Below are 23,876 nucleotides of genomic sequence, written 5' to 3'. Positions count from 1 at the left end.
TATTTTGCTCACCATTTCAAAGGTTTACTGATTACTTAAATGCATCCCAAAATTTCATTGAATAAATCTGTTTGGTTCTCTCCAGGTTCCTATATATCTCTCTTATGATGGATCGAAAAATAGAGCAAATCTAAATAGTTCTTCGAATCACGCTTTTGGTTGCTGCCGCCTCAAAAATCGTTTCAATTAGCACCAATACACGGTGTACTTCTTCATTTTTGATCGCAATCTCCGCTTTTCCTTCGATGGTGGAGACAAAGTTCTCATAAAAGCTTTCTGCAGCAGCAGGTATTTTCTCAATCGGGAACTTAAGGGTGGATTCCTCAGACGGCGGCGCCATCGTTTTCGTCAATCCTTGACCTGCTTGAATCGGCTTGGGTTCCACGTGAGCAACATCTGGATTTCGGGTGACGATCTCTCCGCTCAAATCCCAATCTCGAATCACTGCGGTTCCTTCGGTTCCTTTAATATACCAGCGTGGCAGCTTTACGTAATTGGTTGTACCCACTTCAATGACTGCTGTCAGGCCGTCCTTGAACTCAATAAAGCTGGCAAAGCCGTCATCCACTTCAGTCCCCAAAATATAGCTTAGGGTAGCAGCTACGCTTTCTATTTTGCTGTCCGTAATCTGAAGCAGCTGGTCCAACAGATGTACTCCCCAATCCAGTAGCATTCCTCCTCCATACGCCTTTAGTTGCCGCCAGTCACCTGGAATGCCATTAGCTCCCTGAACTCGCGATTCCAGCTGGAAGAGCTCGCCCACGGTCTTATTGCCAATTATATCTTTGATAATTCGGAAGTCTTCATCCCATCGACGGTTCTGATGTACCGTAAACACACGATTTTCTTTCTTTGCCACCTCAACAATATCCAAGAAATCCGCGCTCGTTATCGTAACCGGTTTTTCGCAAATGACATGCTTTCCGGCTTGTAGCGCCTGGATCGCGATTTCCTTATGAACATCATTAGGTGTTGCTATCAAAACAATATCGACGGCCTCATCGGCCAGAACGGCGTCCAGGCTCGCGTAGGTTTTATAGCCGGCAGCCGCAGCCAGTTCCATCCGGTAATCGACAATATCATATACACCGCCAACGGCAAGTTGCTGATTAGATTCGATCAATTGAACATGGTAGCTTCCCATGCCTCCATAACCGATGATGACTACATTGTATATACGATTGTCCATTTTCATCTTCCTCCACTCCTGATTTAAGCCCACCGCCTATCAAGTGGGTGCTCATGTCAATAAATTTTAATGTCCTCGTAACTCACCCTTAACTTCGTCGGATAGCTCTATCATACAAATCTCATGAAAAGCTTTCCTCCTCATTTCTTGCTGTTTTATTCCCGAATATTGTCCTGCGGTATTTCAATGGTGATGTTCCTGTCGCTTCCTTAAAGAGATGATGAAACGTCTTTACACTACTGAACCCTGCCGCCTCTGCGACCTCAGTAATCGGATTGTTTTCATTCAACAAGATCCATTTTGCCTTATTTAGTCTGTAATCATTCAAAAATGCTACAAAGGTCATCCCCGTATTCTTCTTAAACAGCCTGGCGAAATAATAAGGACTGAACCCCATATAATCAGCGACATTCTTCAGCGAGATGGTTTCATGATAATGACATTCCACATACTCAAAAATACGTTCCAGTTTATAAAGAGTGTCCTTGGATTGTGTTAAGGTTCTTTCTGAGAGTTCAGGAAGCCTTGGGGTTATGCTTCTCGGCACTTCACGCATAATAAGAGTCAACATCTCAAACACCTTGGCTTTGATCATATAAGCATGGCCTTCGTGTCGGTTGACGTTCTCATCATAAATGCTTTGAATCAGAGGAAGCATTTTAGCTGCTGTTTCTTCTGGCCAGTTCCAGCTTGATTGCTCCATCTCCGTAAATATATATCTTAGAGGGCGTTTCTGATCACTTAATGTGGAAACCTCTTGAAAAAAGCTCAGATCAAATTGAATAACCACCCGTTCGCTGTCGGGAGAGGCAAGGAAATAATGAACATCACCCCCATTTATAAACTGAACTTCACCTTGTTTCATGCGTATCGAAATATCGTTAATTCCCAGATCCAAGGTTCCCTGGGTCACATAAATAATTTCAATTTCTTTATGCCAATGAGGATAGCAAAGCACGTCGCCTTTATTAATAAAACTCCGGAAAGGAAAATGTCGGTCAAGCTCCGGGATTTCTAAATAAAAATTCATTTTGGTAGACTCCTTTTGCAGTAAAGTTCAAAAAGCCGTGCACATGACTAATGATAATTATGCTGCACTGCATTCCTTTCTTCCCTTCTTCATGCTTCTCCTTCTCAACTAGCGAATAAAATTCCCTCTCCCTTTTGAATTGTAAGCGTTTAACACTCGTTTTTCTACCCTATCAATCATAGTTGCTATGAAGTAAAGCAACTGTTAGGCATCTTTACTAGGTATCCTTACTAACATTATTGCAAACTCAAAGTTATGACTTAATTATGAGCCGTTTGGCGTTCGAGAACAATTTGGACTGATCTTATTCCCTCCTGCCGCTTGCAGTTTCTTTAGATAAAGGTTTCACCTTAACTGGATTAAACATAATTGAAGTTAAATACGTGTAAAATTGTCAAATTATTTTTTTACATTTTCTATATAAAAATATATATACATTTCCAATGTGATGGTATATTCTAGTAAAAAAAATACTCATATAAAAAATATGACCTACTGGAGGGACAGGCCTTGAAGAGACTATTCGCTTTAAGTTGTGCTTTCTATCTGTTAATCGGCGTCACCAGTGTGGTGCTTGGGGCATTACTGCCGACTTTACTATCTCACTATGGACGGGGGTACAGCGATGGTGGATTACTGCTGTTCCTGCAGTTTTTCGGATTTCTTGTCGGTGTTCTGCTCACCCCCTTCATGGCTCTGCATCTGGGTCGCAAGTCCATGTTATCCATAGCCCTGGGTAGTATCGTGGCAGCGTGCATTATCTTGGGTGTACTACCCTCATGGAATTGGGTCATCGCAATGGCCATCTGGGTTGGTTTCGGCTCAGGCATCATTGAATCGTCCATCGGAGCGTTTACCATTGAGTTCACGGAGGAGCAAAAAGCCGTGGCCATGTCTAAGCTGGATGTCTATTTTGCACTTGGTGCACTGCTTATTCCGGCGATCGTTAGCCTGTATATCTGGCTTGGAATGTGGAATCTAACCTTTTACACCATCTCCCTTCTCACTTTTGTCTTAGCGCTGTTGTGGCTTACCATGCCTACATCCGCCTCCTCTCACCTTACCCAAGCAGACATCCGAACTACTGAACGTTCAGTTGAACAAGCCCGTTACTCTGGACAGCATCGTGTATTGCTAGGAATCTTCATTATATTCTTCTTTGTTTATATGGGTCTTGAACTGGGGCTCATGAACTTCCTACCTTCTATTCTGACAGAGACGCTACATCTTCAAGGATCCGTAGCCTCGCTGGGTGTCAGCGTGCTTTGGATTGCAATGATCATTGGTCGTATGTTCTCAGGAAGGATTGCAGAGTCAGCAGGATATATTCCTTACCTGCTATGGAGTGCAATCGGTACTTTCTGTTTCCTAGTTGCCATGGTGTTTATATCCAGCCAATGGGCTACATACCTTATAATTTTCGGTGCAGGTCTATTCATGTCTGGACTCTTCTGTATCGCGCTTGTCTATGCCAACGTGCTGATTCCAGGAATGACCGAGCGGACGACCAGCATTCTGATTGCGTCGGGCGGAATTGGCGGCTCGGTGCTTCAATATGTAATTGGCTGGAGCATGAGCGAATGGCCAGTGGCGGCTAGCCTCTGGATTTTAGGAGGGTTTACTCTGATTTTGCTGCTGGCACTTATTCTCACGCATCTGTGGAATGATCGGGGCAGCCGAGTCGTTGACTCTCTTGCCCATCAGGGCAAGGAAGGATGATATTGTTTTAGTTCTTAGGGGAGGTGAGGCCTATCGCAGAAGCACCGGATTATGCTCCCTTGTCCATGAGGGCAAGGAAGGTGGATTTCTTATTTTGGGGAGGTGAGTTCAGCCTCGATATGCTCTGATAGGGTGGTAGACTTTATAAAGATGACTTAATAAGAATGTATATTCTGATATGGAGGGGAAATATCGTGCATACGTTGACCAAAGAACGTTTCAGATATGGTAAAGGCATTACTCTAATTGACGATTCGGGTAAGGAGTATTTGGATGGCGTATCCGGCACCTTCAACTTGTCGCTCGGTTATAACCACCCTCATGTCGTAAGCAAAGTACAGGAGCAAGTCGGCAATCTTGCACACATGTCTTCTACTTTTACAGAGCCTTATGTCGAAGAAGTCCTAGATCATCTAATCCAGTATGCCCCGAACGGCATAGACGCCGGATGGATGAGAGATATTACCGGCTCCACAGCGAACGAATGTGCTGTGAAGCTGGCCCAAAAATACACCGGAGCAACCGATATCATCAGTCTGCATCTGTCACATCATGGACAAACCCAGTTTGCAACAGGCATTTCCGGTAATGCCTTTCGTCGCAAGAATTTCCCTAACTCAGTTGCAGCAAATTCTCTGCATGTGCCTGCCCCCTACTGTTATCGCTGTCCTTTTAATTCTTCACCAGACAAGTGTGGTCATCATTGTATTGACGCTATATCGGACGCCATTGAGTATGGAAGCTCAGGGTCTGTGGCCTGCATGATTATTGAACCCATTCTGGGCAACGGAGGTAATATCATCCCGCCTGCAGGATATTTCAAGCGCCTCCGTCAGCTATGCGACGAGCATGGGATGATTCTGATTGCAGACGAAGTGCAGACCGGAATCGGGCGGACAGGTTACATGTTCGCAAGTGAACTGTTTGACATCCAACCGGATATTATTACTCTCGCTAAGGGTCTGGGTGGTATTGGAGTCCCGGTTGCGGCGGTATTGATGCAGTCTCGTCTCGATGTCCTGGAGAAGCACGAACATTCCTTTACTTCGGGCAGCAATCTGATCTCGGTCACGGCAGCCAAATCCACATTGGAGGTTGTAACCGAGCCCGGTTTTCTGGAAGCCGTCCGGTCCAAAGGAAGCCTGCTCGGATCCCTACTGACGGAGATGGCCGACAAGTATGATTGCATTGGTGAGGCTCGTGGCGTCGGACTGATGTGGGGACTGGAAATTGTAGACGAGGACGATGCCCCGGATGCAGTGAAAAGCAACGGGATTATCGATCGCGCATTTGAGGAACAACAATTAATTCTGAGAGGTTCCCGTTACGGTTATGGGAATGTGGTCAAAGTCAGACCTTCCCTCACGGCTACCGAAGATGAGATTGCCGAAATTGTTAAACGGCTTGACGCCGTTCTTGCTACCCTTCACTAACGATCTGCTCAATAAGCAAAAGGAGGAATTATACATGCTCGCACTTGTATATAAATCAGCTTGGGATGTCGCACTTGAGGAAAGACCTATCCCGGAGATAAAAAAAGATAACGATGTACTCGTCCGGATTCGGGCGACTGGCGTATGCGGTACGGATCTAGGTATCATCAGTGGCAAATATCATGCCGTGCCTTCTACGATTTTGGGGCACGAATCAGCGGGGGATGTGATCGCTGTAGGACCAGCCGTCAGTTCACTGCAGCCTGGAGACCGAGTGGTGATTGATCCAACTTACTACTGCGGCCAATGCGAAATGTGCCGGACAGGAAGACAAAATCATTGCACACACAAATCCGTAACAGAGACCGGAGTCAGCGCAGACGGTACGTTCACCGATTATTATGTGACTGAGGACCGTTTTTTGTACAAGTTGAAGGACCATATCAGCTACGAAGAAGCGACGCTGACCGAGCCGCTGAGCTGTATGCTGACCGGAATCAACCAGATTAACCTGCTGCCGAACTTCACAACCGTTATTATAGGCGCAGGTCCGATCGGGATTCTGTACAGCTATGCTCTTGCTTCGAAAGGCGTAACTGGTTGCCTTGTTGACATCTCGGAGGAACGGCTCGCCATAGCGGATTCTATTGCCCCCGAACGGTGGTCCGCGCACGCCACACTGGAATCGGCCATTCATAAGCTGGCTCCGTTAAAAAATCAGGTGGACATGATTGTGGACACCACAGGAGTGGTCGGCACTGAGGTACTAAGCCAGCTTGCGAGCGGCGGGTATTTGATGCTGGTGGGGCTGAGAGATGGGATAAGCTCGTTTAATCCGAAAGAGGTAGTTGACCGTAGCCTTAAAATCATCGGTTCGATTGATTCTCTGGGCACGTTCTCCACGGCGCATTACCTGATTGAGCAGCAAATCATTCCCGCCAAAAAAATCATTACCCACTCGTATCCGCTGGATGACTACCATGAAGCCTTTAAGACGCTTGGATGCAATATCAGCGAGCGGACACTTCAGCCCTCGTCTCAGGCGATCAAGATTGTGCTGCAATCTAGTGGCTCCGACAACTAAATTTAGCTACTAACAAGGGGGAGAATGGACATGACGAGCATCCATCATGTTACACCGACGAATAATGAATGTACAGGAGACCTATCCGCGTCCGTTCCAGTCAAAGTGGTCATTTTCGACATGGACGGGGTGTTAGTAGACAGCGAACCGATCTACTTTGAGGTCGAACGCAGCTCCTTTGCCCATTTCGGTGCGCCCATGACGGAAGAAGAGCATCACACCTATGTCGGAGTGACACTCGAATCCATGTGGCGTCAAGTGCTGGACAGGCATCAGCTCACCAATACGGTGGAAGAGGCCTTGTCCTATCACCGAAAAAATGTGATGCAGACAATGATTGCACACGAGGGCCTTGCGGCGATCGATGGACTGGAGCGGTGGCTGGACTGGCTGCAAGAGAAAGGGATTCCGGTCGCGGTGGCCTCTTCCTCTCCGCGGGCGCTGATTGATCTCATTATGGAAAAGACAGGACTTGGCCGTTACTTTGACATTCGAATCACCGGTGAAGAGGTACTGCAGGGTAAGCCGGCACCGGACATCTTCTTATACGCCGCCGAGCAGCTAGGCATTGCACCGGCCCATTGCATCGTTATTGAGGATTCACATAACGGGGTCCAGGCAGCCAAAAGTGCAGGAATGTACTGTATCGGCTTCCATAACCCCGGCTCCGGCCGGCAGGATCTGTCCAGAGCTGATCGCTGTATTCTCAGCTATGACGATCTGTGGGCGATCAAAGAGAATTTGCCGTTTGATGAGCAGTTGCTTGCCAAGAGCAAGAGTCGAAACATACCGGAAGGCATACCCCCTTTATAATCATATGGAATCGTCCGATCTTTACTATGATTGAGGGTATTAAATAATGCCCCTTGGAATATACACTGGAGAATGTCATTTTTCCTTCCCTGTGTGTACTCTAAGGGGCGTGCTTTACGTCAAATCGGTATAGTTAGAACACGTACGTTTCCGGTTCAATAGAAAAAAGGGGTGCTGTTAACACCCCAAACTGGATTCAACGATATATGCCCTGCTTCATCTGAACGGTAATTTTGCGTATATTCAGCTCTTTCTGTCTTCTTCGGTAATCAGAGAACTGTAAGCCGGAATTTTAACTGTTCCTTTCTTCACCTTCACATCCTTTGAGGTGGAGAAGACCACTTTCCATTTACCCTTATCGGAATCTTTCATCTGCAAGGTAACCGGCTCTCCAGACAGGTTATGATATACATACAGTGCTTCTTTGCCTGAAGTACGTTTAAATGCGGTCACGCTGGCAGAGCCTGCTTGTATAGGTTGCAGACTGTCGCTGCGTAAAGCTTCATGTTTTTCCCTCAGACGGATGAGTGTGCGATAGCTTTCCAGCAGGGAATCATCGTCTCTCAGCTGCGCTTCCACTGATACCTCGCCTTTGTTGTATTTGGGTTTCTCCCATGTCGTTTGACCAGGGCCCTCTCCCTTGTACCAGCGCATAGGCTCACGAAGAAACTCATCAGGCTTCTCTCCCTTCATACCAATTTCTTCGCCATAATAGAGGAACGGCTGACCCGGAAGCGTTAAAAGAATGGAAGCGGCCAGCTTGGCTTTTCGCACATCCCCGCCTAGCTCGCTCATGACACGAGTCTGGTCATGGTTGCTCAGGAACGGAGCATCGAGTGCCGCCTTATTATATGATTTGTACAGTTGCAGCGTTTTCTCGGCGAATGCCGCGATACCCTGATCTCGGCCGTTTTTCACGGACTTCAAAATCGTTCCGCCCAGGTCAAAATTAAACAAGGAGTGGAGCTGTCCGTAATAAGGAGCTATGGTCTCCGGTTTGTCCCATACCTCTCCTGCCAGATATACATTTGGATTTACCTTCTCCATCTCGGAACGAAATTCACTCCACCAGGCAATGTTCTTATCCGCACCATCTTTCGTCTGTCCTCTAAAAATATGCATCGCCGCGTCAAGTCGGAACCCGTCTGCACCTTGCTGCAGCCAATACTTGCCGACTTTGATCATTTCTTTGCGGACTTCGGGATTGTCAAAGTTCAGATCCGGCATGCCCGACCAGAACGTACTGTAGAAATACCCTTCGCCATTCGGATTCTTATGCCATACCTGCTGACCCCACGAGCCCTTTTCTTCCAAATCTGTGTTCTCATCCGCCCATACGTAATAGTCGTGGAATTTGCTTTGCGGGTTGGCACTGGCCTCCTTGAACCATGGATGCTCGCTGCTTGAATGATTGATAACAAGGTCCATGATCACCTTAACGCCCTTTCGGTCCGCTGCTTTCATCAAGGTGCGGAAATCATTTAGACTCCCATACTGTGGGTCCACCTGATAGTAATCAGTTGCATCATATTTATGGTAGCTTGGAGATGGATTTAGGGGCATAAGCCAGAGGCCGCTGACCTGCAAATCCCTACCCGAATGGGGTTTTCCATCGTTTAAGTAATCAAGCTTTTGTGTGATTCCTTTCAAATCACCATGTCCGTCTCCATTCGAATCATAAAAAGAATTGATATAAATTTCATAAAATACGCCGCTTCCAGTAGAAACCGGAGGCTTATGTCCGTTCGATTCCTGCTCTGCCATTGCGCTTGAAGCGAACATCGTGAGCATAGGCACCGTTAACATGGCGGTGGACAATCTTCTTAAGCGTTTGTTACGTGTCAAAACAAATCAGCTCCTTTGATTGTTATGGGTGCGCTTTCATTATAAATAGAAACAATCCAAAAAAAGGGGATATTTATTATCTATTATGGTGGAAAATATCGATCTTATTGTTTTATCTCTGTATTGAGCGAAAAGAGGAGCAGACTCTATGTCTACTCCTCTTTTCATCCAATCAGTTCAAGAAATATATCTCAATTTAATACGTTGGGAAGCTCTGTGAAGCGAAGACTTCACTGCATTCTCACTCTTGTTTAAAATTCTAGCCGTTTCCTTTATGGAGTATCCTTGGACTAATCGCAATTCAAGTACCGTTCTTTGCTCGGTATTACTTGCCATCAAGAGAATTTGATTGACCTCCTCCTGAATTTCAAAATCAAGGATATCCCAGTGATAGTGGAGCAGCCCCTTACGTAAAATGTATTCCTCCATCTTTTTTCGTTTTCTGATTAAATCTATAGCTAAATTTTTGGCAATTCTCAAAAGGTAAAACCGAATACGATCTTGGGGCAAGTCAGGCGAAGCTCTTATAAACCGAATAAAACACTCATGCAACAAATCTTCAGCATCCTGTTTGTTATGCAATATCCTCAATAGATAGCCAAAGAGGTCTGATTTGCAAGATAAATATAGATCCTCCAGATCTTTAACATCCATATTATTGCGTATCCCTTCTGCTTTGATTGAAATCGGTACGTTACTTGATAGTCTTAAATTCATATCCCTGCTTTTTTAAATATCTTATGATTTCAGGCAAGGCTTTGGCTGTTTCTTCCTTCCCATAAGTGTCATGCATGAGTACCACTGCTTTTTCTCTAGTCCCAATATTTCTCATGAATTCACTAATTAATTGCTCAGCATTCTTACGTGCACCCTCTGCATCTTTAGGTAACACATTCCAGTCAATCTGATGGTAATCCTTATCCTGTAGTGCTTTGTCCAGTACTTCCATACCATCGGGATCATTTCTCTGCCATGTCATGTGGCCGCCTGGAAATCGAATCGCTCTTGTGGAAAAATTCTGCCCCAATATTTGCTTTAAAACTTGATTTGTTTTTTCAATATCATTCATAAAACTGCTCGAATTCACAGTCTGATTCGGATACAAATAACTGTAGTCATGTGAGTAGGTATGATTTCCGATCGCATGTCCTTCCTTAACCAATCTTTTTGTTATTTTTTTAGTCACTTCATTTTCCTCTACTGCTTTTCCTACCACAAAAAACGTTGCTTTCACACTTTCTTTTTTAAGAATATCTAATATTTTAGGCGTTACGGTAACCGATGGACCATCATCAAAAGATAAATAGACTACTTTTTTACCGTCGATCCCCTCAGGTCGCTGCCCTTGCATTTGCTGATTTAAGTACTTTTCAACAAATGCTGCATCTTCAACATCCGAAACATTTTGTAGAGAAGATTCGCTCCCTTTGGATTTGTTATTTAGTTTGTCGGTTGATACTGATTCTATTTTTTCTGCATATTCAATCGTTTTTACTGGCTGTGGTTTACTACTGAAGATGTCAAAGAGTTTTATAATCATTAGAACCATACAAATGAGAATAATAAACAGTAGTCTTCTTCTCTTCCTCTTCATTCGATGAGCTCTGGTTCTATTTTGCACATAGCTTTTTTCCATAGTATATATTCCTCCAAAAATCTAGAAGCAGTTCACGTTTTATGTTGCGACCATGTGCCCATTCAATTATTCGTATCTCAATGCATCTATTGGTTTTAATCTTGCTGCTTTATAAGCCGGATATACCCCAAATAGAATGCCTGTACCTGCAGAGCTAAGAAACGAATATAGGATCGGCGAGATTGTAAATTCAATGGTCATGCGTGCTGTTGCTTCGATTATTTTGGAGGCGCCTACGCCTGTAACAACCCCGAGCATCCCCCCTAGCAGACCAAAAATGACCGCTTCGGACAGGAATTGAATCATAATATCTCTTGGCTTGGCACCAATAGCTTTTCGAATACCAATTTCTTTCGTGCGCTCTATAACCGACACCATCATAATATTCATAATTCCGATTCCCCCTACCACAAGTGAGATCGCAGCTACACCTCCCAGCAAGCTGGTCATGATATTATCTACACCGGATGCTGCACCTGCTGCTTCGGACAGACTCATTACTTGAAATTGATCCGGTTCCGAAGGTTTTAGCTGATGCGTCACACGCAAGCTTTCCAATATGTCTGATTGAGCCTGACCCATCAAGCCTGGTGACTTGGCGGATACCTCCAGACCAGTAATGTTTTTCTCACCCAGACGGTTCATCATGGTTGTAGCCGGGATGTAGATTTGATCATTTGTACTGTAGCTTAAATTCGTAACAGGCTGAGAATTCAATACTCCGATTACTTTGAAAGGGATCTGTTTGATTTGAAACGTTCGTCCCAATACGCCTTTGGTATCTCCACCAAAAAGACGCACAACCGCTTGGCTTTCCAGAATGGCAACATTCCTACGTTTATCCATCTCATCGTTGGTAAATGTTCTGCCCTCGGCAAAGGAAAACTTTTTGGCCTTGTAAAATGAAGCAGATGTCCCTACAATGGTTGCATTATAGTTATATCGCCCCCATGCAGCTTTTGAACTGCTTGAAATACGGGGCATCATTGCTGCAATCGAACTCTTTTGTTCCAATGCCTCGACATCTGTCCACGTAAATGAGGGCAAGGTATCCTGATTTATTTCTTCCTCAGTCATTGGCATGACGGGAGCAACCAAAAGTACGTTATTTCCTAACTTATTGATTTCCTCCTTAATACTGGCCTTTGAGCCATTCCCGATGGCCATAATGGCAATCACCGCTGCCACCCCGATAATAATACCGAGTATCGTTAAAAATGAGCGCATCTTGTTGGTAGTTAAGCTGTTCATCGATACACGGATCGTTTCCATCAGATTCATAGACTTACCACCCTTGATGAAATTCGTCTATTTGCAATAGGCTCATCTCGCTCAATGTTACCATCCCGAAAGCTGATCAATCGTTTGGCATATTCCGCTACTTCCAGTTCATGAGTAACCAGGACAATGGTTTTTCCTTGCTCATTCAAGCCTTGGAACAGCTCCATAATCTCGATGCTCGTCTTCGTGTCCAGTGCACCCGTAGGCTCATCTGCCAGCAGAATGACCGGATGATTCACCAAAGCTCGGGCGATGGAAACCCGCTGCTGCTGACCGCCAGAAAGCTCGTTAGGCTTGTTATACATCCGTTCTGCAAGACCCACCATCCGAAGCGCCTCTATAGCTCTTTCCCGACGCTCCTTGGCAGGAACACCTGCATACATCATAGGCAGCTCCACATTTGCTAAAGCTGTAGTACGAGGCAGGAGATAGAATTTCTGAAACACAAATCCTAGCTTCTGATTTCTAATCTCTGAAAGTTCGTTCTCACGAGCATCCAATATGGAGTAACCATCCAGATAGTATTTACCGGTATCCGGATGATCCAGGCAACCAATAACATTCATCATGGTGGACTTGCCTGAACCAGAGGGCCCCATAATAGCAACAAACTCCCCTTCGCTAATAGATAAGTTCACACTTCGTAGAGCCTGAATCTCCTGACCGCCTACTTCATACCTTTTTTTCAGCTCTTTAATTTCAATAACGGTGTTATTGGATTGAGTTTCACTCATTGTGTCTGCCCCCCTCCACTGCCATTCGGGTCAGCACTGCTGTTCTGAGGAGGAATAACAATGGTTTCACCTTCCTTGACACCGGACTTGATTTCGGCCTGATCCGCTGTATAGACACCCAATTTCACGGGTCTAAACTCATAATCGGCCGGATTCGCTGTGTTCTTCGCCACATATACTCCATCCACACCGCCTTCAGACCTCAAGGCAAACAATGGCACAGACAGCGCATTTTTGTGTTCAGCTAACAGTAGAGATACATCCATATTCATCCCCGGTTGCAGCCTTATGTTTTGGCTATCCAAAGACAATTCAATTTTGTATGTAGTCACATTGGCTTCCGTCACCGGCTCTGGAGAAACAAAGCGTACTTCGCCTTTAAATTGTTTGTCCGGGAATGAATTCGAGTGCATTGTCGCCTGAAGTCCGGTCTTTAATTTAGCAATATCACTTTCGTTCACCTTGGCAAGAACCTTCATAACCCCTGTGTTGGAGTTATTCATGACAATAAAAGGTGCAGTAGGACTAGTGCCCACATCGCCATTGACCTTCAAAATGATCCCGTCCCACGGCGCCGTAACCTGTAATTTACTTAGAACACTTTTCTTCTGCTCTAATGCCGTTTCAGCCTGCAATAAAGAAGCTTGTGCAGATTGGATGTTGGAAGCTTCAGGTGGGGACTGTGCAGCCTTTAATTGTATTAATGCTGTTTTATAGCCCATTTCCGCCTCTTCGATCGCCTCAGTTTGCTTGGTCTGTGCCTTCTTGTACTGCAGCTCTGCATTGTTCATATCCAGTTTTGCCTTATCCAGATTTTGCTTGGCTGTCGCCAGGTCACTTTCTGCTGCCGCATCATTCTGAACCAGATAAGCCTGGTCATCATAATCCTTCTGGGCTTTATCCAAAGTCACCTTGGCTGCCTCCTTTTGCGCAGCAGCTTCCTCTAATTCCATCGCGTTCTTGGCTGTTTTAATCGCCATCTGTGCCTTTAAGACATTTGCTTTCTGTAGCTCGATATCATTTGTTTTGGGTCCGCGCTTGGCTTCGTCCAGTTTGGCCCTTGCAATTGCGACATTAGATTCGGCATCCTTAATTTGCAGCCTGGCATCTGAATCATCTAGTCGTGCTAGCACCTGACCTGCCTTGACGCTATCTCCTGCTTTGACATTGACAGCGACGAGCTTGGCACCCTCGATATTTGTAAAATTAATATTTACTTCCTTGGAAGCCTGAACGGTTCCAGTAACGCTAAGCGACTCGGTTATGTTAGCTTTCTGTACCTGTACGACCTGATTCGCCGGAGCCTCCACAGGTTTTTCCTGGCCCCTTTTCATGTAGAGCGTACCGCCAATTCCCGCTATAATGAGCAAGATCAGAATACCTATGCTCCTTTTCACTCTTCTTTTCTTTCTTAATACTTGTAATGAATTTTTATCTTTCTTTTCTGTTTCCGACAATGTTATATCCCCTTAAATTGTATTTTTGCTAAATCCTATACACTCCACGGCTTGTTTAAAGCATGTTGCAGCAGCGTCATTTGAACAATGAGTTCATCCATATTCCGTTCGATTTGCTTTACTTTCAACTGATTCGTGGCGACCTCCGTACCTGTTGCAAATCCACGTGCCTTTCTTTTGCGAGAAATGTCCAACACTTTACTAAGGTTCTGTAGATTACTTCGCATTTGTTCGTATTGTTCTTCATTTTGCTGTAAATTAAAGTACATACTTTTCAGTGTTTCTGCCAGTTGATCCTTGGTATTTTCGAGTCCACCTTGTGCTGAATCTACATCTATCTGTTTAATTTCATAGTCATCCGTTCCCGAGTTCCACGTGTAATATTTAATTTCCATTTTTGCTAGCTTGACTGCCTCCTCCTGTCTCCATACCGAAGGACTCGCTGAGATGGCACGCGACACTAGCGTATCCAGATTCGTGTTATCCATTTTCCGGTAAACGGGTCTGTCCACCAGTTCATATAAATTTCCTTGTGACTGTCCCATTTGTGTATTAAGCGAATCCTGCGCTTTTTGCAGTGCAGCTTTAGCAATGTCTACATTCTTTTGAGCCTCTATACGAGTCTGAATAATCGTACTTCGATCACCTGGAGAAATTTTTCCACGGTTGGCCTTCGCTTCAGCAGCTTTTTCCTCCAATAGCGCGAGCGAAAGTGCATTCTCACTACTCTTTACTTTGTTATCAGCCAGAAGTACGTCATAGTAATTCTTCATTGCAGTGTAATCTGTCTGATCTTGGGCAAGTTCGATTTGCTTTTTGGATTCCAAATAAGAAACTGTCGATGAAGCATACCCCTTCCATGCTGAACTACTAGCCGCATCTTCTTCACCGTTGCCTTGACCTGCCGGAATGAAATCCAGATTCTTGCCTGCATTTTTTAGCATAATCCGGTTGCGATCTATCGTTTGCTGGGCTTCCTTCAAGCTAAAACTATGGGATCGTGCCCACTGCTGGGCTTGACTCAATGTTAATTTCACACTTGCTTTGGTAACCTGCTGCTGCGCCTCCTCTGCTTGAACAAAGGACTCTGATAAAGAACTGGCCGACAAGGCGAGCAGCAATAAAATGAACATACGTTTTTTCATAGATATCCCCACTTTAAAGATATGGTATCGATTTAAATATAGTTTATAATTACGTTGTTATACGAATTATGTGTTTTCTTCTGTATCCCACTTGAGACCTTATCTTCTTTTCAGTACAAAATTCCAGAAAGGAGGAACTTCATCCTACCCTTCTGCAACTTTTTACACACAACTTATCCTTCCTTACAGTATCTTTAAATCTAATTGACGAAGATACAGGGAACGTACAATAAGAAAGGAAAGGAATTGGATGGCCCAGAAGCACAGCATAATCTGAATCAGCGTAAGATGAACGGGTAATCCATATATTCCAGACGGTTCTGACATCACTAAACAAAGCACTATTCCTATAGATGATACGACTAATGGCAGAAGAAACAGAAATGCAATTTGTCTGGAGGCAGCTTGTCTCATTTCCCTTGAGTTTAGTCCAATTTTCGATAAAGCTCGGTATATTTCCTCATCCCGCTGAAGATCTACATACAATCTGAAATATAGCAGGCTTACCGTGCTCGCCAACATAATAATGGCGATAAATCCACCAATAAATTCACTAATAACCAGATCCATTTCCGATGTCAAATAGTCTACGGCCCTAGAGTTAAGCACTCCTTTATTCACCTTGTTGGCCAACACAGAATACAACCATACCTCTTGTTGAGTTTCAGAAGTTTCTAAGGAAAGCCGGCCATTCTTCCATTTGGGCACAAAATAATAAGTAGATTTATATGCCAACGGATCATTGAAATACCGATGTTCAATTAAATAGTCGTAAGTTCGATCAGAAACAACAAGTAAGCTTCCTAGTTCAGAAACGATATTTCCATCAAACTTCAGGTTATGATCTATTATCTTAGTATCCATAATCTGAAGATTCATCATATGAGATTTCCCTTGCTTGTAAGTTAGCTTTTTTTCAAAAAAGGTTTTCTTTTCTTCGAAAGACATCCCGTTTGGATCGAAAAGGAAAAAACCTTGATTCTCCCGAAGCGTAGGTACCTGTTTCAGCTTCTTAAACTTGGAAGCAAGTGCTTCATAGTTGGATTGTTTCATCACTGGCGCGACCTGTTCCCGAAAGGGGAAGACTAACACTTCACCTTTCCCATAATCTACCCCAGCCGTATACAGATTTTGGTCAATCTCTTTTTCAAGCTCGTTAGAACTTACAACATCAGAAGTAAATGCAAATGAATAAGACTGCTCCCTAAGAAATCTTTTTTGCTGCTGCATGGAGTCAAAGGTTGACGCTGCTCCTACACAGGAAATGATAGAAATGAGGGTAATCAATGAAAAAAGCCCGGCATTATTTCGCATTTTATATGTGATCTCAGATAACCATAACAAACGCGATCCGCTCCAAGACCATTTCCTGTTAGCTCTAAGCAATTGAATGAATAGTACACATGATTGATTATAAACTAAGTAAATACCCAGAGATCCCATTATAATTGTATATTTAAAGGTGTCTCCGACCGAATAGTGCAATATATAAAAAGAAAGGGTCCCTAAACGATACGGTGCCAGATAAATGTAGGGTGAAAAATCAAGCTTCATTAAACATACAGCTGCTCCTATGAATACTATGGCAAGAATGGACAGACTCCAAAAAGCTTTAGGTTCTTTGTTGAGCTGAGGAGCCTTGCTAAAAAGCTGCTGTAGTTTAAAACGCCGGATAAAGAAAACAGACACAAGTGAGATCAATATAAACAAAAACATAAAGCCGATTCCTGTAAAAGCCAGTGCCTTCCAGGGAAAATAAAATCTTAAATATATTCCTGTGATTTTGGAGCCCAAAAGCAGAAAAAACTTCGCTGAAACAAATCCCCCAATCATACCAGTAACCAATGATAAAAAGCCTATAATTAGATTTTCAATAGCTATCAAAAAATAAATTTGCCTATGACTTGCTCCTAAAATGGTGAGTATACCCAATTCTTTCTTACGTGCAGCAACAAAGATATTATTTGTGTATAATACGAAAAAAAAGGAAAATACAAAAATCAACAGATCCGCAACCTGTAATCCCTTTTTTACATTAGTTGCTGTGATTACATTCGAGACATCCGGGTGAAAAATAAATACCGCATATACGAAAAAAATTGTAATCATCAAGGAGCTGCTTAAATAATAAGGAACGTAAGCACGCGCATTGCGTTTGAGATTATTCCATGCTAACAGACGAAAGCTCATGTGCATGTCTACTTCCCCCCAAAAAGGAGAGCATATCTATGATTTCCTGAAAAAATATTTGCTGACTATGATTACGACGGATTTCATTATATAACTCACCATCTTTAATAAAAATTACCCGGTCGCAATAGCTGGCTTCCAAGGCGCCGTGTGTTACCAGCACAATTGTAGAATAGTCTACACGGTGGACAAGGCTCAGCATTTCCATTACAACACGCGAAGACTTGGAATCGAGATTTCCGGTTGGTTCATCTGCAAGCAGGAGCGAAGGAGAATGAATCATAGCCCTGCCTATGGCTGCACGTTGTTTTTGTCCCCCCGATACCTCATAAGGCCGTTTGTCCAAAACATCTGTAATATCCAGTTTTTTCGCTACCTCTTCCAGTTTGTGCTCCATTTCCTTTAACCCTTTTTTATTCAGCATCAGAGGAAACAGTATGTTTTCTCCCAAAGTGAGGGTTTCCAGCAAATTATAATCTTGAAATACAAGGCCCAGTTCTTTGCGGCGAAATAAAGCCAGCTTATCCTTCTTGAGCAGATGTGGATTTTCTCCTTTAATGCTAACCTCGCCAGAAGTCGGCATATCAATGGTCGAAATCATATTTAATAATGTAGTCTTCCCACTACCAGACGGCCCCATAATACCAACAAACTCGCCTTGTTTGATCGTTAAATGGATATTGTTAAGAGCTCGGTAGGGAACCTTGCCATAGTATATTTTGGTAACTTGATCCATTCGTACAATCTCCATCGTTCATTCCTTTCTTTTCCTATGCTATGATCATAATCCATCCAGATAAGTGAAGCGACCGATTAACATTACAAAAACCTTAAATGTGTTGTAAGGTTTCTCATTTGCCAATGGAAAACAGGATTTGAACCGTCGTCCCTTTACCAACCGTCGATTTCAATTGAATATCATGATTCAGTCTTTTGCAGATTTCAGACACCAAATAGAGTCCCATCCCGGTTGATTCACGATACTTCCGCCCATTTTCACCTGTGTAATAAGCCTCAAATACCCGTTCTATGTCTTTTTTAGGGATACCAATCCCCTCATCCTTTACTTCCAACACAATGACATGCTCTCTTACGTCAGACATCAGCTTCAGACTGTGAGCATGACCTGAAGAGTACTTTATCGCATTAGTCACCAATTGATTAATGATAAATCTTAGCCATTTGGCATCGGTAATCACACTCAACTGCTCGTCCACTTCATTGGAAGGATAAATTTCGTTGCGGATCAATAATCTTTTGTTATCATAAATCACATCACTAACCAGCTTTCGTAATACAACAGGCTCCACATGAAAGTCAGGTTCAAAGGATTCCAATCGTGACATATACAAAATCATGTCCAGTCCTTTTCCCATTCGATCAATCTCATCGTGAATCTGATCCGATTCGGGGTCTATTCTTCCTTTGAGGATTAAATGAATAACAGAAAGAGGAGTTTTCATCTGATGAACCCACTGATTGATAAACGTAATATGATCGCGCTGCTGATGCTCTAACTGATGAATTCGGGACTGATACAATCGATAATATTGCAAAAGCAAATGTTGTAAAGAAGCGGCTAACGGATTAAGTACCTTCATCTGAATAAGCTCATCTAAATCTTTAATGTTTGTAGTGGATAATATGCGATATAAACCAGAATACATAACGAACCGGAACAGCAAATAGACCCCCAATAGGATGGACCCAAAAAAGACGGAATATAGGGCCGTCGACCAGTTACGGTAACCATCCATCCAATAGATACTTAACACAAGAAAAAGTTGGATGATATTAAAAATGACCAGCGAAAAATGGTCACGCCAAAAAAGCTTCACCGTTCTTCCTCCTCAGTCAAGTGAAGCCGATAGCCAGCGCCTCGAACCGTCTCTATGATATCCCCTAGTCCCAGCTCGCTCAGTTTTTTGCGGACACGAGTGACATAAACATTCAGTGTGTTCTCCCCTACATATTGGTCATCATCCCATAAAGCCTCTAAGATATGAACTCTCCCTACAACCTGCTTAGGATATGTCATCAATAGCTCCAGTAGGGCCGCTTCTTTATGGCTCATCTCTACCTGCTTGTCATGGTATACAAGTTCCATAATGTCCGGATACAAAGTCAAGCCTGACACCGTTAAGGATCGTGATGGTGGAGCAACGGCATAGGAACCATAGGCACGCCGTAAATTACTTTCTACTTTGGCCAGTAGTACTTCGGGATAAAATGGTTTCGTAATGTAATCATCTGCTCCGTTTTGCAGAGCAATGACCTGATCCATTTTATCATCACGTGCAGACACAAAAAGGATGGGGCATGTAGACTGAGTCCTTATTTGCCTGCACCAATAAAATCCATCAAAACGAGGTAGATTTACATCAAGTAGTACCAAATCAGGCTTTACCTCTTCAAAGATAGCCAGAACTTGATCAAAATTTGAAACAATAATTCCTTGATAACCATATTTCTCAAGATAGGATTGGAGCAAGGAGCTGATTTGAGGGTCATCCTCTACTATTAATATCTTCTGCATCGTGTTTTCTACCTTCTTAGTGCTTGAATTTTTAACAACTGATTTCTCTATATAATGCCTTTATTTGATCGTTCAAGCAATAACAACAATCTAACCCCCTTTGGTTGTAGATGATTAGGAGTTTTTCATGGGGGTATATATTGAATCCCGAATTATATGCATGGTGCCGAGCACCAGAGTGATTAACAGTATAATTATAATAACGATAACTGTGACTGTTATAATAGTTCTTTTATGATTTTTTAATGTTTCATGGAAACTTTGCTTTGGATCTTTCAAAGTTTGCTTCACTTCTTTCCTTGCCTAGCTGTTTACCAGCATAACAGCTTCTACATAACGAACAACAGTTTAAACTTACAAAAACCTTTATTTTACTGTAAGGTTTCTGATTAGCCACAAACCATCGTCGGATTGAATTAACGTATGTACATATCAAAAATGCCCGGCTAGAGAATCTTTTTCTGATTCTCTAGCCGGGCATTTTATTCTTTCTACCCTTTTACAGCAGAACCTACCGTCATCGCCCGCTCCACTTGTTCACTCAAGAACAGGTAGACAAGTACCATCGGTAAGGAGGCCATAGTCATAACAGCTCCCATGGCTCCCCAATCCGTACTGTAGGAACCCTGGAAGAAAAGTAAGCCTAGAGGCAATGTTTTCATATTTTCATCAGAAATTAGAATATAGGCCAAAGTGAACTCATTCCAGTTGTTCAAGAATTGAAAAATGGCTACCGTCGCAATTGCAGGCAATGCAAGTGGCATAATGATTTTCAGGAACAGTCTATAAATATTAGCTCCATCCATGCATGCCGCCTCTTCAATCTCCTTAGGAATTGCTGTTAGGAATCCATAGAAAATCATTGACGAGAAAGGAAGCCCAATTGCGATATAAGGAAGAATAAGAGCTCCGTACGTATTCGTAAGATGAAAATCGCGAACCAGAATCGCCAGCGGTATCATGATAACCTGCAGTGGCATAAACATTCCTATGATCATATAAGTCCGGACAGCTGAACGAAACCTCCATCTCATACGAGCCACTGCGAAGGCAAACATCAGAGCCAGCAAAAGGATGAACAAAGTCGAAATCGTTGATACGACCAGACTGTTCAGAAAGTAACGGGGAATATTAAATTGCGTCCACGCATTGATGTAATTTTCGTAACGAAAATGCGTTGGCAGTCCAAATGGGTTAGAGACAAAGATCTCATCGTTGTTCTTGAACGAGTAGGAAACCATCCAGAACAACGGGTAGACCGAAACAATAAAATACAACCACAGCGGTATCTGCAGAACAGCTTGTCTGAACTTGCTCAAAGCAGTTTTACTCATTTCGTTCTCCTTTTCAATACACGCCTTATCAGGCGGTTTGTCCGCGGTCGAACAGCTTATTGATAACTACAGTTGCCAGTAGTGAGATTAGTACAAGCAGCACGGATACAGCACACGCATACCCATAATTGCTTTCCATAAAAGCATAGCGGTAAATCATGAATGTCAATGTATAGTTTGTAGTGCCGGGCCCTCCGTTTGTCATAATCAGCATCTGCACAAAGGCCCCTATTCCAGAGGTAATCGCAATAATGAAGCAGAATTTGTACGTTTCCCTCATCAGTGGAAGCGTGACATGCCAGTGCGCTCTCCATTTGCTGCAACCGTCAATCGTGGCGGCTTCAAAGTAGTCTTCGGGTATTGACTTAACTCCCGCATATAACAACGCAAATTGATAACCCATAAACTGCCAGGCATTAACGAAGGCAATGGCAATAATTGATGCTGTCGGGGAGCTCAGCCAATTTTGCTGATAAGGGATGTTCAGGATATCAAACAGTCGATTGATCAATCCGTTAGTTGGGTCATAGATTGCGATCCACAGCTGGCACACCACGGTTACCGATAGGACAACTGGGATAAAATAAGACGTTTTCAGTATTTTTCGCCCGCGTGTGCGCGGGTCCGCACAGATTAGCGCTAATAGTGTTCCCAGTCCGATCTGAAAGACCGCCAGCACAATGGCAAATATTAATCCGTTCTTAAGCGAAGTAGCAAGTAGAGGATCGGAGAACAGTTCCCGATAATTACTCAGTCCCGAAAAGGTCAGCGTACTCAGGCCATCCCAATTATAAAAGCTGCGAAGAACGGTTTGCAGAACGGGATATATCAGTATCACGCTATACAGTATCAAAGCAGGGAGGAGAAACAGTGCGAGCGCCGATTTGTTCCCCAAATATTTATTCATGTCTTGCTTCCACCCCTTATCTTTGGAACAGCATCCCCCAGCGACTTATCCGCCAAGGGTTGCCGAATCCCTGAATTCTCAGTTTTCTTTTTCCAATGTGCTATTCAGATTGTTCACAAAATCCTGTTCAGAGAAGTTGTCTACCATTAAATTTTGAGTATTGTCATTAATGGTGTTCTGAATTTTTGTATTGCTCAGAAGTTGAGCATATTCCTGCGCGTTTGGCAGCAACTCTTTGACGACCCGCTGCATCATTACTGGAACATTAGAGGCCATTGGCTTATCCACTTTCTGCGAAACAATTGGACTTCCAAGTTGGGTGTATCTGTATTCGGCTGACTTTGTGGCAAGGAACGCCGCTACCTTTACGGCTGTTTCCTTATTTTTGCTACTTGATGATACTGCGTAGCCCTGCGGAGAACCTGAGCCGTCAATGAAATATTTGGATTTCTCGTAGGTTGCTTCATCCTTTGCAGGCCAGTACATCCAGTCGACCTGGTCGCCCAGCTTTTCCTGTGAGCTGTAAATTTCCCATTGTCCATTCACGAACATGGCAGCTTTGCCCTGATAAAACAGGGACGAAGCCTGATCATAATTGGTGTTCGTCGCGTTTGCATCGAATAATCCGGCTGCTTGCAGTTGCTTCATCTGCTGTGCCGCTGTTACGAATGCTTCCGGCAATGCTTTTACACCCTTCTCATCAAGTGCTCCGAATCCACGCGGCTGCTCCCTTGTAACCAGCCCATTATAGAAAGCGGTCGTAATCCATTTTTCTTTGGCAAAGATTGACATAGGTACGTAACCAGCAGCTTTCAACTTTTTCGCTGCATCGGTCATCTGGTCAATCGTCTTAAGCGGTGTTTTAATTCCTACCTTCTCGAAAATTGACTTGTTGTAATAGATCATTTGGAATTCAATGCCGGTTTCGGGATAAGCATATACATGATTGTCTGGAGCTACCAAACGCGATTCAACACCCGGATTAAGATTCTTCTTGAATTCGGCCGTTGTGTCATAGTTGTCCAGCACCTCAACATTTTTCGATTTTGCGAAAGTTTGCAGGACAGCCCAATCCGCTAAATAGACATCCGGCATATTGCCCGTTGCCGCATAAGTTTTAAGCTTCTGTCCTCCGTCCTGTACGGCAGGATCCAGTTCAATTTCTACGTTTGGCATCTTCTTTTTGAGCTCTTCCACCGCATAATCGAACGGCTTTATGGTATCGTCATCAAAATGTTGTGCATACACCTTTAATTTGATCGTACCGTCCCCTGCCTCACTCTTGGAAGAGGTCGAGTTATCTTCCCCACAAGCAACCAATCCAATCGACATAGTGAGCACTAGCAAAGCTGCACTCCAACTTCTGTAAGTTTTTTTCATTTGCTTAATCCCCCTCATGCAGTGTGTTTTATGTTTACGCTTTCATTTGCATGACTACAGTATACTGCCGCTTCTTTTCTTGATTAAGGAATAAAACGGGCTTAATCAGTAAAAAACGGGACAAATAGAGCAGCGGTCCCCAAATATAGGAAAACCGCTAGGC

General features: G+C 43.6%; 20 protein-coding genes. 4 read left to right on the top strand and 16 right to left on the bottom strand.

Annotation, left to right across the window (positions count from 1 at the left end; translation table 11 throughout):
- Nucleotides 1–130 precede the first annotated feature (130 nt).
- Both NSQ57_RS12055 and NSQ57_RS12050 read right to left on the bottom strand, forming a co-directional pair.
- Nucleotides 131–1,195, bottom strand: a complete 1,065-nt coding sequence (locus NSQ57_RS12055) for a Gfo/Idh/MocA family oxidoreductase (RefSeq protein ID WP_039275006.1) — start codon at nucleotides 1,193–1,195, stop codon at nucleotides 131–133.
- 115 nt (nucleotides 1,196–1,310) lie between these two features.
- Nucleotides 1,311–2,219, bottom strand: coding sequence for an AraC family transcriptional regulator (locus tag NSQ57_RS12050; protein ID WP_029518478.1), 909 nt, complete (start codon nucleotides 2,217–2,219; stop codon nucleotides 1,311–1,313).
- A 510-nt stretch (nucleotides 2,220–2,729) separates the two neighbouring features.
- Here NSQ57_RS12050 and NSQ57_RS12045 point away from each other — a divergent pair.
- From NSQ57_RS12045 to NSQ57_RS12030, 4 genes are all read left to right on the top strand, one after another.
- Nucleotides 2,730–3,938 carry an MFS transporter gene (locus NSQ57_RS12045; RefSeq protein WP_029518479.1) on the top strand — a complete coding sequence of 403 codons (1,209 nt, stop codon included), beginning with the start codon at nucleotides 2,730–2,732 and terminating at the stop codon, nucleotides 3,936–3,938.
- 194 nt (nucleotides 3,939–4,132) lie between these two features.
- Nucleotides 4,133–5,371 carry an aspartate aminotransferase family protein gene (locus tag NSQ57_RS12040; protein ID WP_039275000.1) on the top strand — a complete coding sequence of 413 codons (1,239 nt, stop codon included), beginning with the start codon at nucleotides 4,133–4,135 and terminating at the stop codon, nucleotides 5,369–5,371.
- A 34-nt stretch (nucleotides 5,372–5,405) separates the two neighbouring features.
- Nucleotides 5,406–6,455, top strand: coding sequence for a 2-amino-2-deoxy-D-mannitol dehydrogenase GutB1 (gutB1, locus tag NSQ57_RS12035; RefSeq protein WP_029518481.1), 1,050 nt, complete (start codon nucleotides 5,406–5,408; stop codon nucleotides 6,453–6,455).
- 30 nt (nucleotides 6,456–6,485) lie between these two features.
- The gene (locus tag NSQ57_RS12030) at nucleotides 6,486–7,268 is read left to right on the top strand and encodes an HAD family phosphatase (RefSeq protein WP_342426087.1); all 783 of its coding nucleotides are present in this window, start codon (nucleotides 6,486–6,488) and stop codon (nucleotides 7,266–7,268) included.
- 243 nt (nucleotides 7,269–7,511) lie between these two features.
- Here NSQ57_RS12030 and NSQ57_RS12025 read toward each other — a convergent pair whose 3' ends face one another.
- The 14 genes from NSQ57_RS12025 to NSQ57_RS11960 form a co-directional block, all read right to left on the bottom strand.
- Entirely contained in the window at nucleotides 7,512–9,113 is a 1,602-nt protein-coding gene (locus tag NSQ57_RS12025; protein ID WP_029518483.1) for an alpha-amylase family glycosyl hydrolase, read from the bottom strand.
- Nucleotides 9,114–9,290: 177 nt separating this feature from the next.
- A complete protein-coding gene (locus tag NSQ57_RS12020) occupies nucleotides 9,291–9,767 on the bottom strand; it encodes an RNA polymerase sigma factor (RefSeq protein WP_029518484.1) in 477 nt (158 codons plus the stop codon).
- Between the two features lie 40 nt (nucleotides 9,768–9,807).
- A complete protein-coding gene (locus NSQ57_RS12015) occupies nucleotides 9,808–10,749 on the bottom strand; it encodes a polysaccharide deacetylase family protein (protein ID WP_340932180.1) in 942 nt (313 codons plus the stop codon).
- A gap of 66 nt (nucleotides 10,750–10,815) precedes the next feature.
- On the bottom strand, nucleotides 10,816–12,030 hold the full coding sequence (locus NSQ57_RS12010; protein ID WP_029518486.1) for an ABC transporter permease: 1,215 nt from the start codon (nucleotides 12,028–12,030) through the stop codon (nucleotides 10,816–10,818).
- On the bottom strand, nucleotides 12,027–12,764 hold the full coding sequence (locus NSQ57_RS12005) for an ABC transporter ATP-binding protein (RefSeq protein WP_029518487.1): 738 nt from the start codon (nucleotides 12,762–12,764) through the stop codon (nucleotides 12,027–12,029). Before NSQ57_RS12005 ends, NSQ57_RS12010 begins: the two co-directional genes overlap by 4 nt.
- The gene (locus NSQ57_RS12000; RefSeq protein ID WP_342426086.1) at nucleotides 12,761–14,221 is read right to left on the bottom strand and encodes an efflux RND transporter periplasmic adaptor subunit; all 1,461 of its coding nucleotides are present in this window, start codon (nucleotides 14,219–14,221) and stop codon (nucleotides 12,761–12,763) included. Before NSQ57_RS12000 ends, NSQ57_RS12005 begins: the two co-directional genes overlap by 4 nt.
- A gap of 35 nt (nucleotides 14,222–14,256) precedes the next feature.
- Nucleotides 14,257–15,366 (bottom strand): TolC family protein, encoded by a 1,110-nt coding sequence (locus tag NSQ57_RS11995; RefSeq protein WP_342426085.1) that lies wholly within the window; start codon nucleotides 15,364–15,366, stop codon nucleotides 14,257–14,259.
- A 183-nt stretch (nucleotides 15,367–15,549) separates the two neighbouring features.
- Complete coding sequence (locus tag NSQ57_RS11990; protein WP_342426084.1) at nucleotides 15,550–17,562, bottom strand: ABC transporter permease; 2,013 nt, start codon at nucleotides 17,560–17,562, stop codon at nucleotides 15,550–15,552.
- Nucleotides 17,528–18,307 carry an ABC transporter ATP-binding protein gene (locus tag NSQ57_RS11985; RefSeq protein WP_342426083.1) on the bottom strand — a complete coding sequence of 260 codons (780 nt, stop codon included), beginning with the start codon at nucleotides 18,305–18,307 and terminating at the stop codon, nucleotides 17,528–17,530. Before NSQ57_RS11985 ends, NSQ57_RS11990 begins: the two co-directional genes overlap by 35 nt.
- A gap of 100 nt (nucleotides 18,308–18,407) precedes the next feature.
- A complete protein-coding gene (locus tag NSQ57_RS11980) occupies nucleotides 18,408–19,394 on the bottom strand; it encodes a sensor histidine kinase (protein ID WP_342426082.1) in 987 nt (328 codons plus the stop codon).
- Nucleotides 19,391–20,092 (bottom strand): response regulator transcription factor, encoded by a 702-nt coding sequence (locus NSQ57_RS11975; protein WP_069011312.1) that lies wholly within the window; start codon nucleotides 20,090–20,092, stop codon nucleotides 19,391–19,393. The genes NSQ57_RS11980 and NSQ57_RS11975 overlap by 4 nt, the downstream gene beginning before the upstream one ends.
- 491 nt (nucleotides 20,093–20,583) lie before the next feature.
- A complete protein-coding gene (locus NSQ57_RS11970; protein ID WP_029518494.1) occupies nucleotides 20,584–21,426 on the bottom strand; it encodes a carbohydrate ABC transporter permease in 843 nt (280 codons plus the stop codon).
- 28 nt (nucleotides 21,427–21,454) lie between these two features.
- The gene (locus NSQ57_RS11965; RefSeq protein ID WP_039274981.1) at nucleotides 21,455–22,333 is read right to left on the bottom strand and encodes a sugar ABC transporter permease; all 879 of its coding nucleotides are present in this window, start codon (nucleotides 22,331–22,333) and stop codon (nucleotides 21,455–21,457) included.
- Between the two features lie 78 nt (nucleotides 22,334–22,411).
- Nucleotides 22,412–23,713, bottom strand: a complete 1,302-nt coding sequence (locus NSQ57_RS11960) for an extracellular solute-binding protein (protein ID WP_342426081.1) — start codon at nucleotides 23,711–23,713, stop codon at nucleotides 22,412–22,414.
- Nucleotides 23,714–23,876: the final 163 nt, after the last annotated feature.

Source organism: Paenibacillus sp. FSL L8-0502, from assembly GCF_038593055.1.
GTDB classification, from domain to species: domain Bacteria; phylum Bacillota; class Bacilli; order Paenibacillales; family Paenibacillaceae; genus Paenibacillus; species Paenibacillus polymyxa_D.
Note: the sequence above shows the minus strand (reverse complement) of the source record. Positions and strands in the feature narration are given on the sequence as shown.

Coding starts and splice junctions, on each gene's coding strand:
- NSQ57_RS12055 (WP_039275006.1), bottom strand. CDS start 1,195: ATGAAAATGGACAATCGTATATACAATGTAGTCATCATCGGTTATGGA.
- NSQ57_RS12050 (WP_029518478.1), bottom strand. CDS start 2,219: ATGAATTTTTATTTAGAAATCCCGGAGCTTGACCGACATTTTCCTTTC.
- gutB1 (WP_029518481.1), top strand. CDS start 5,406: ATGCTCGCACTTGTATATAAATCAGCTTGGGATGTCGCACTTGAGGAA.
- NSQ57_RS12030 (WP_342426087.1), top strand. CDS start 6,486: ATGACGAGCATCCATCATGTTACACCGACGAATAATGAATGTACAGGA.
- NSQ57_RS12020 (WP_029518484.1), bottom strand. CDS start 9,767: ATGGATGTTAAAGATCTGGAGGATCTATATTTATCTTGCAAATCAGAC.
- NSQ57_RS12015 (WP_340932180.1), bottom strand. CDS start 10,749: ATGGAAAAAAGCTATGTGCAAAATAGAACCAGAGCTCATCGAATGAAG.
- NSQ57_RS12010 (WP_029518486.1), bottom strand. CDS start 12,030: ATGAATCTGATGGAAACGATCCGTGTATCGATGAACAGCTTAACTACC.
- NSQ57_RS12005 (WP_029518487.1), bottom strand. CDS start 12,764: ATGAGTGAAACTCAATCCAATAACACCGTTATTGAAATTAAAGAGCTG.
- NSQ57_RS11995 (WP_342426085.1), bottom strand. CDS start 15,366: ATGAAAAAACGTATGTTCATTTTATTGCTGCTCGCCTTGTCGGCCAGT.
- NSQ57_RS11990 (WP_342426084.1), bottom strand. CDS start 17,562: ATGCACATGAGCTTTCGTCTGTTAGCATGGAATAATCTCAAACGCAAT.
- NSQ57_RS11985 (WP_342426083.1), bottom strand. CDS start 18,307: ATGGAGATTGTACGAATGGATCAAGTTACCAAAATATACTATGGCAAG.
- NSQ57_RS11975 (WP_069011312.1), bottom strand. CDS start 20,092: ATGCAGAAGATATTAATAGTAGAGGATGACCCTCAAATCAGCTCCTTG.
- NSQ57_RS11970 (WP_029518494.1), bottom strand. CDS start 21,426: ATGAGTAAAACTGCTTTGAGCAAGTTCAGACAAGCTGTTCTGCAGATA.
- NSQ57_RS11965 (WP_039274981.1), bottom strand. CDS start 22,333: ATGAATAAATATTTGGGGAACAAATCGGCGCTCGCACTGTTTCTCCTC.
- NSQ57_RS11960 (WP_342426081.1), bottom strand. CDS start 23,713: ATGAAAAAAACTTACAGAAGTTGGAGTGCAGCTTTGCTAGTGCTCACT.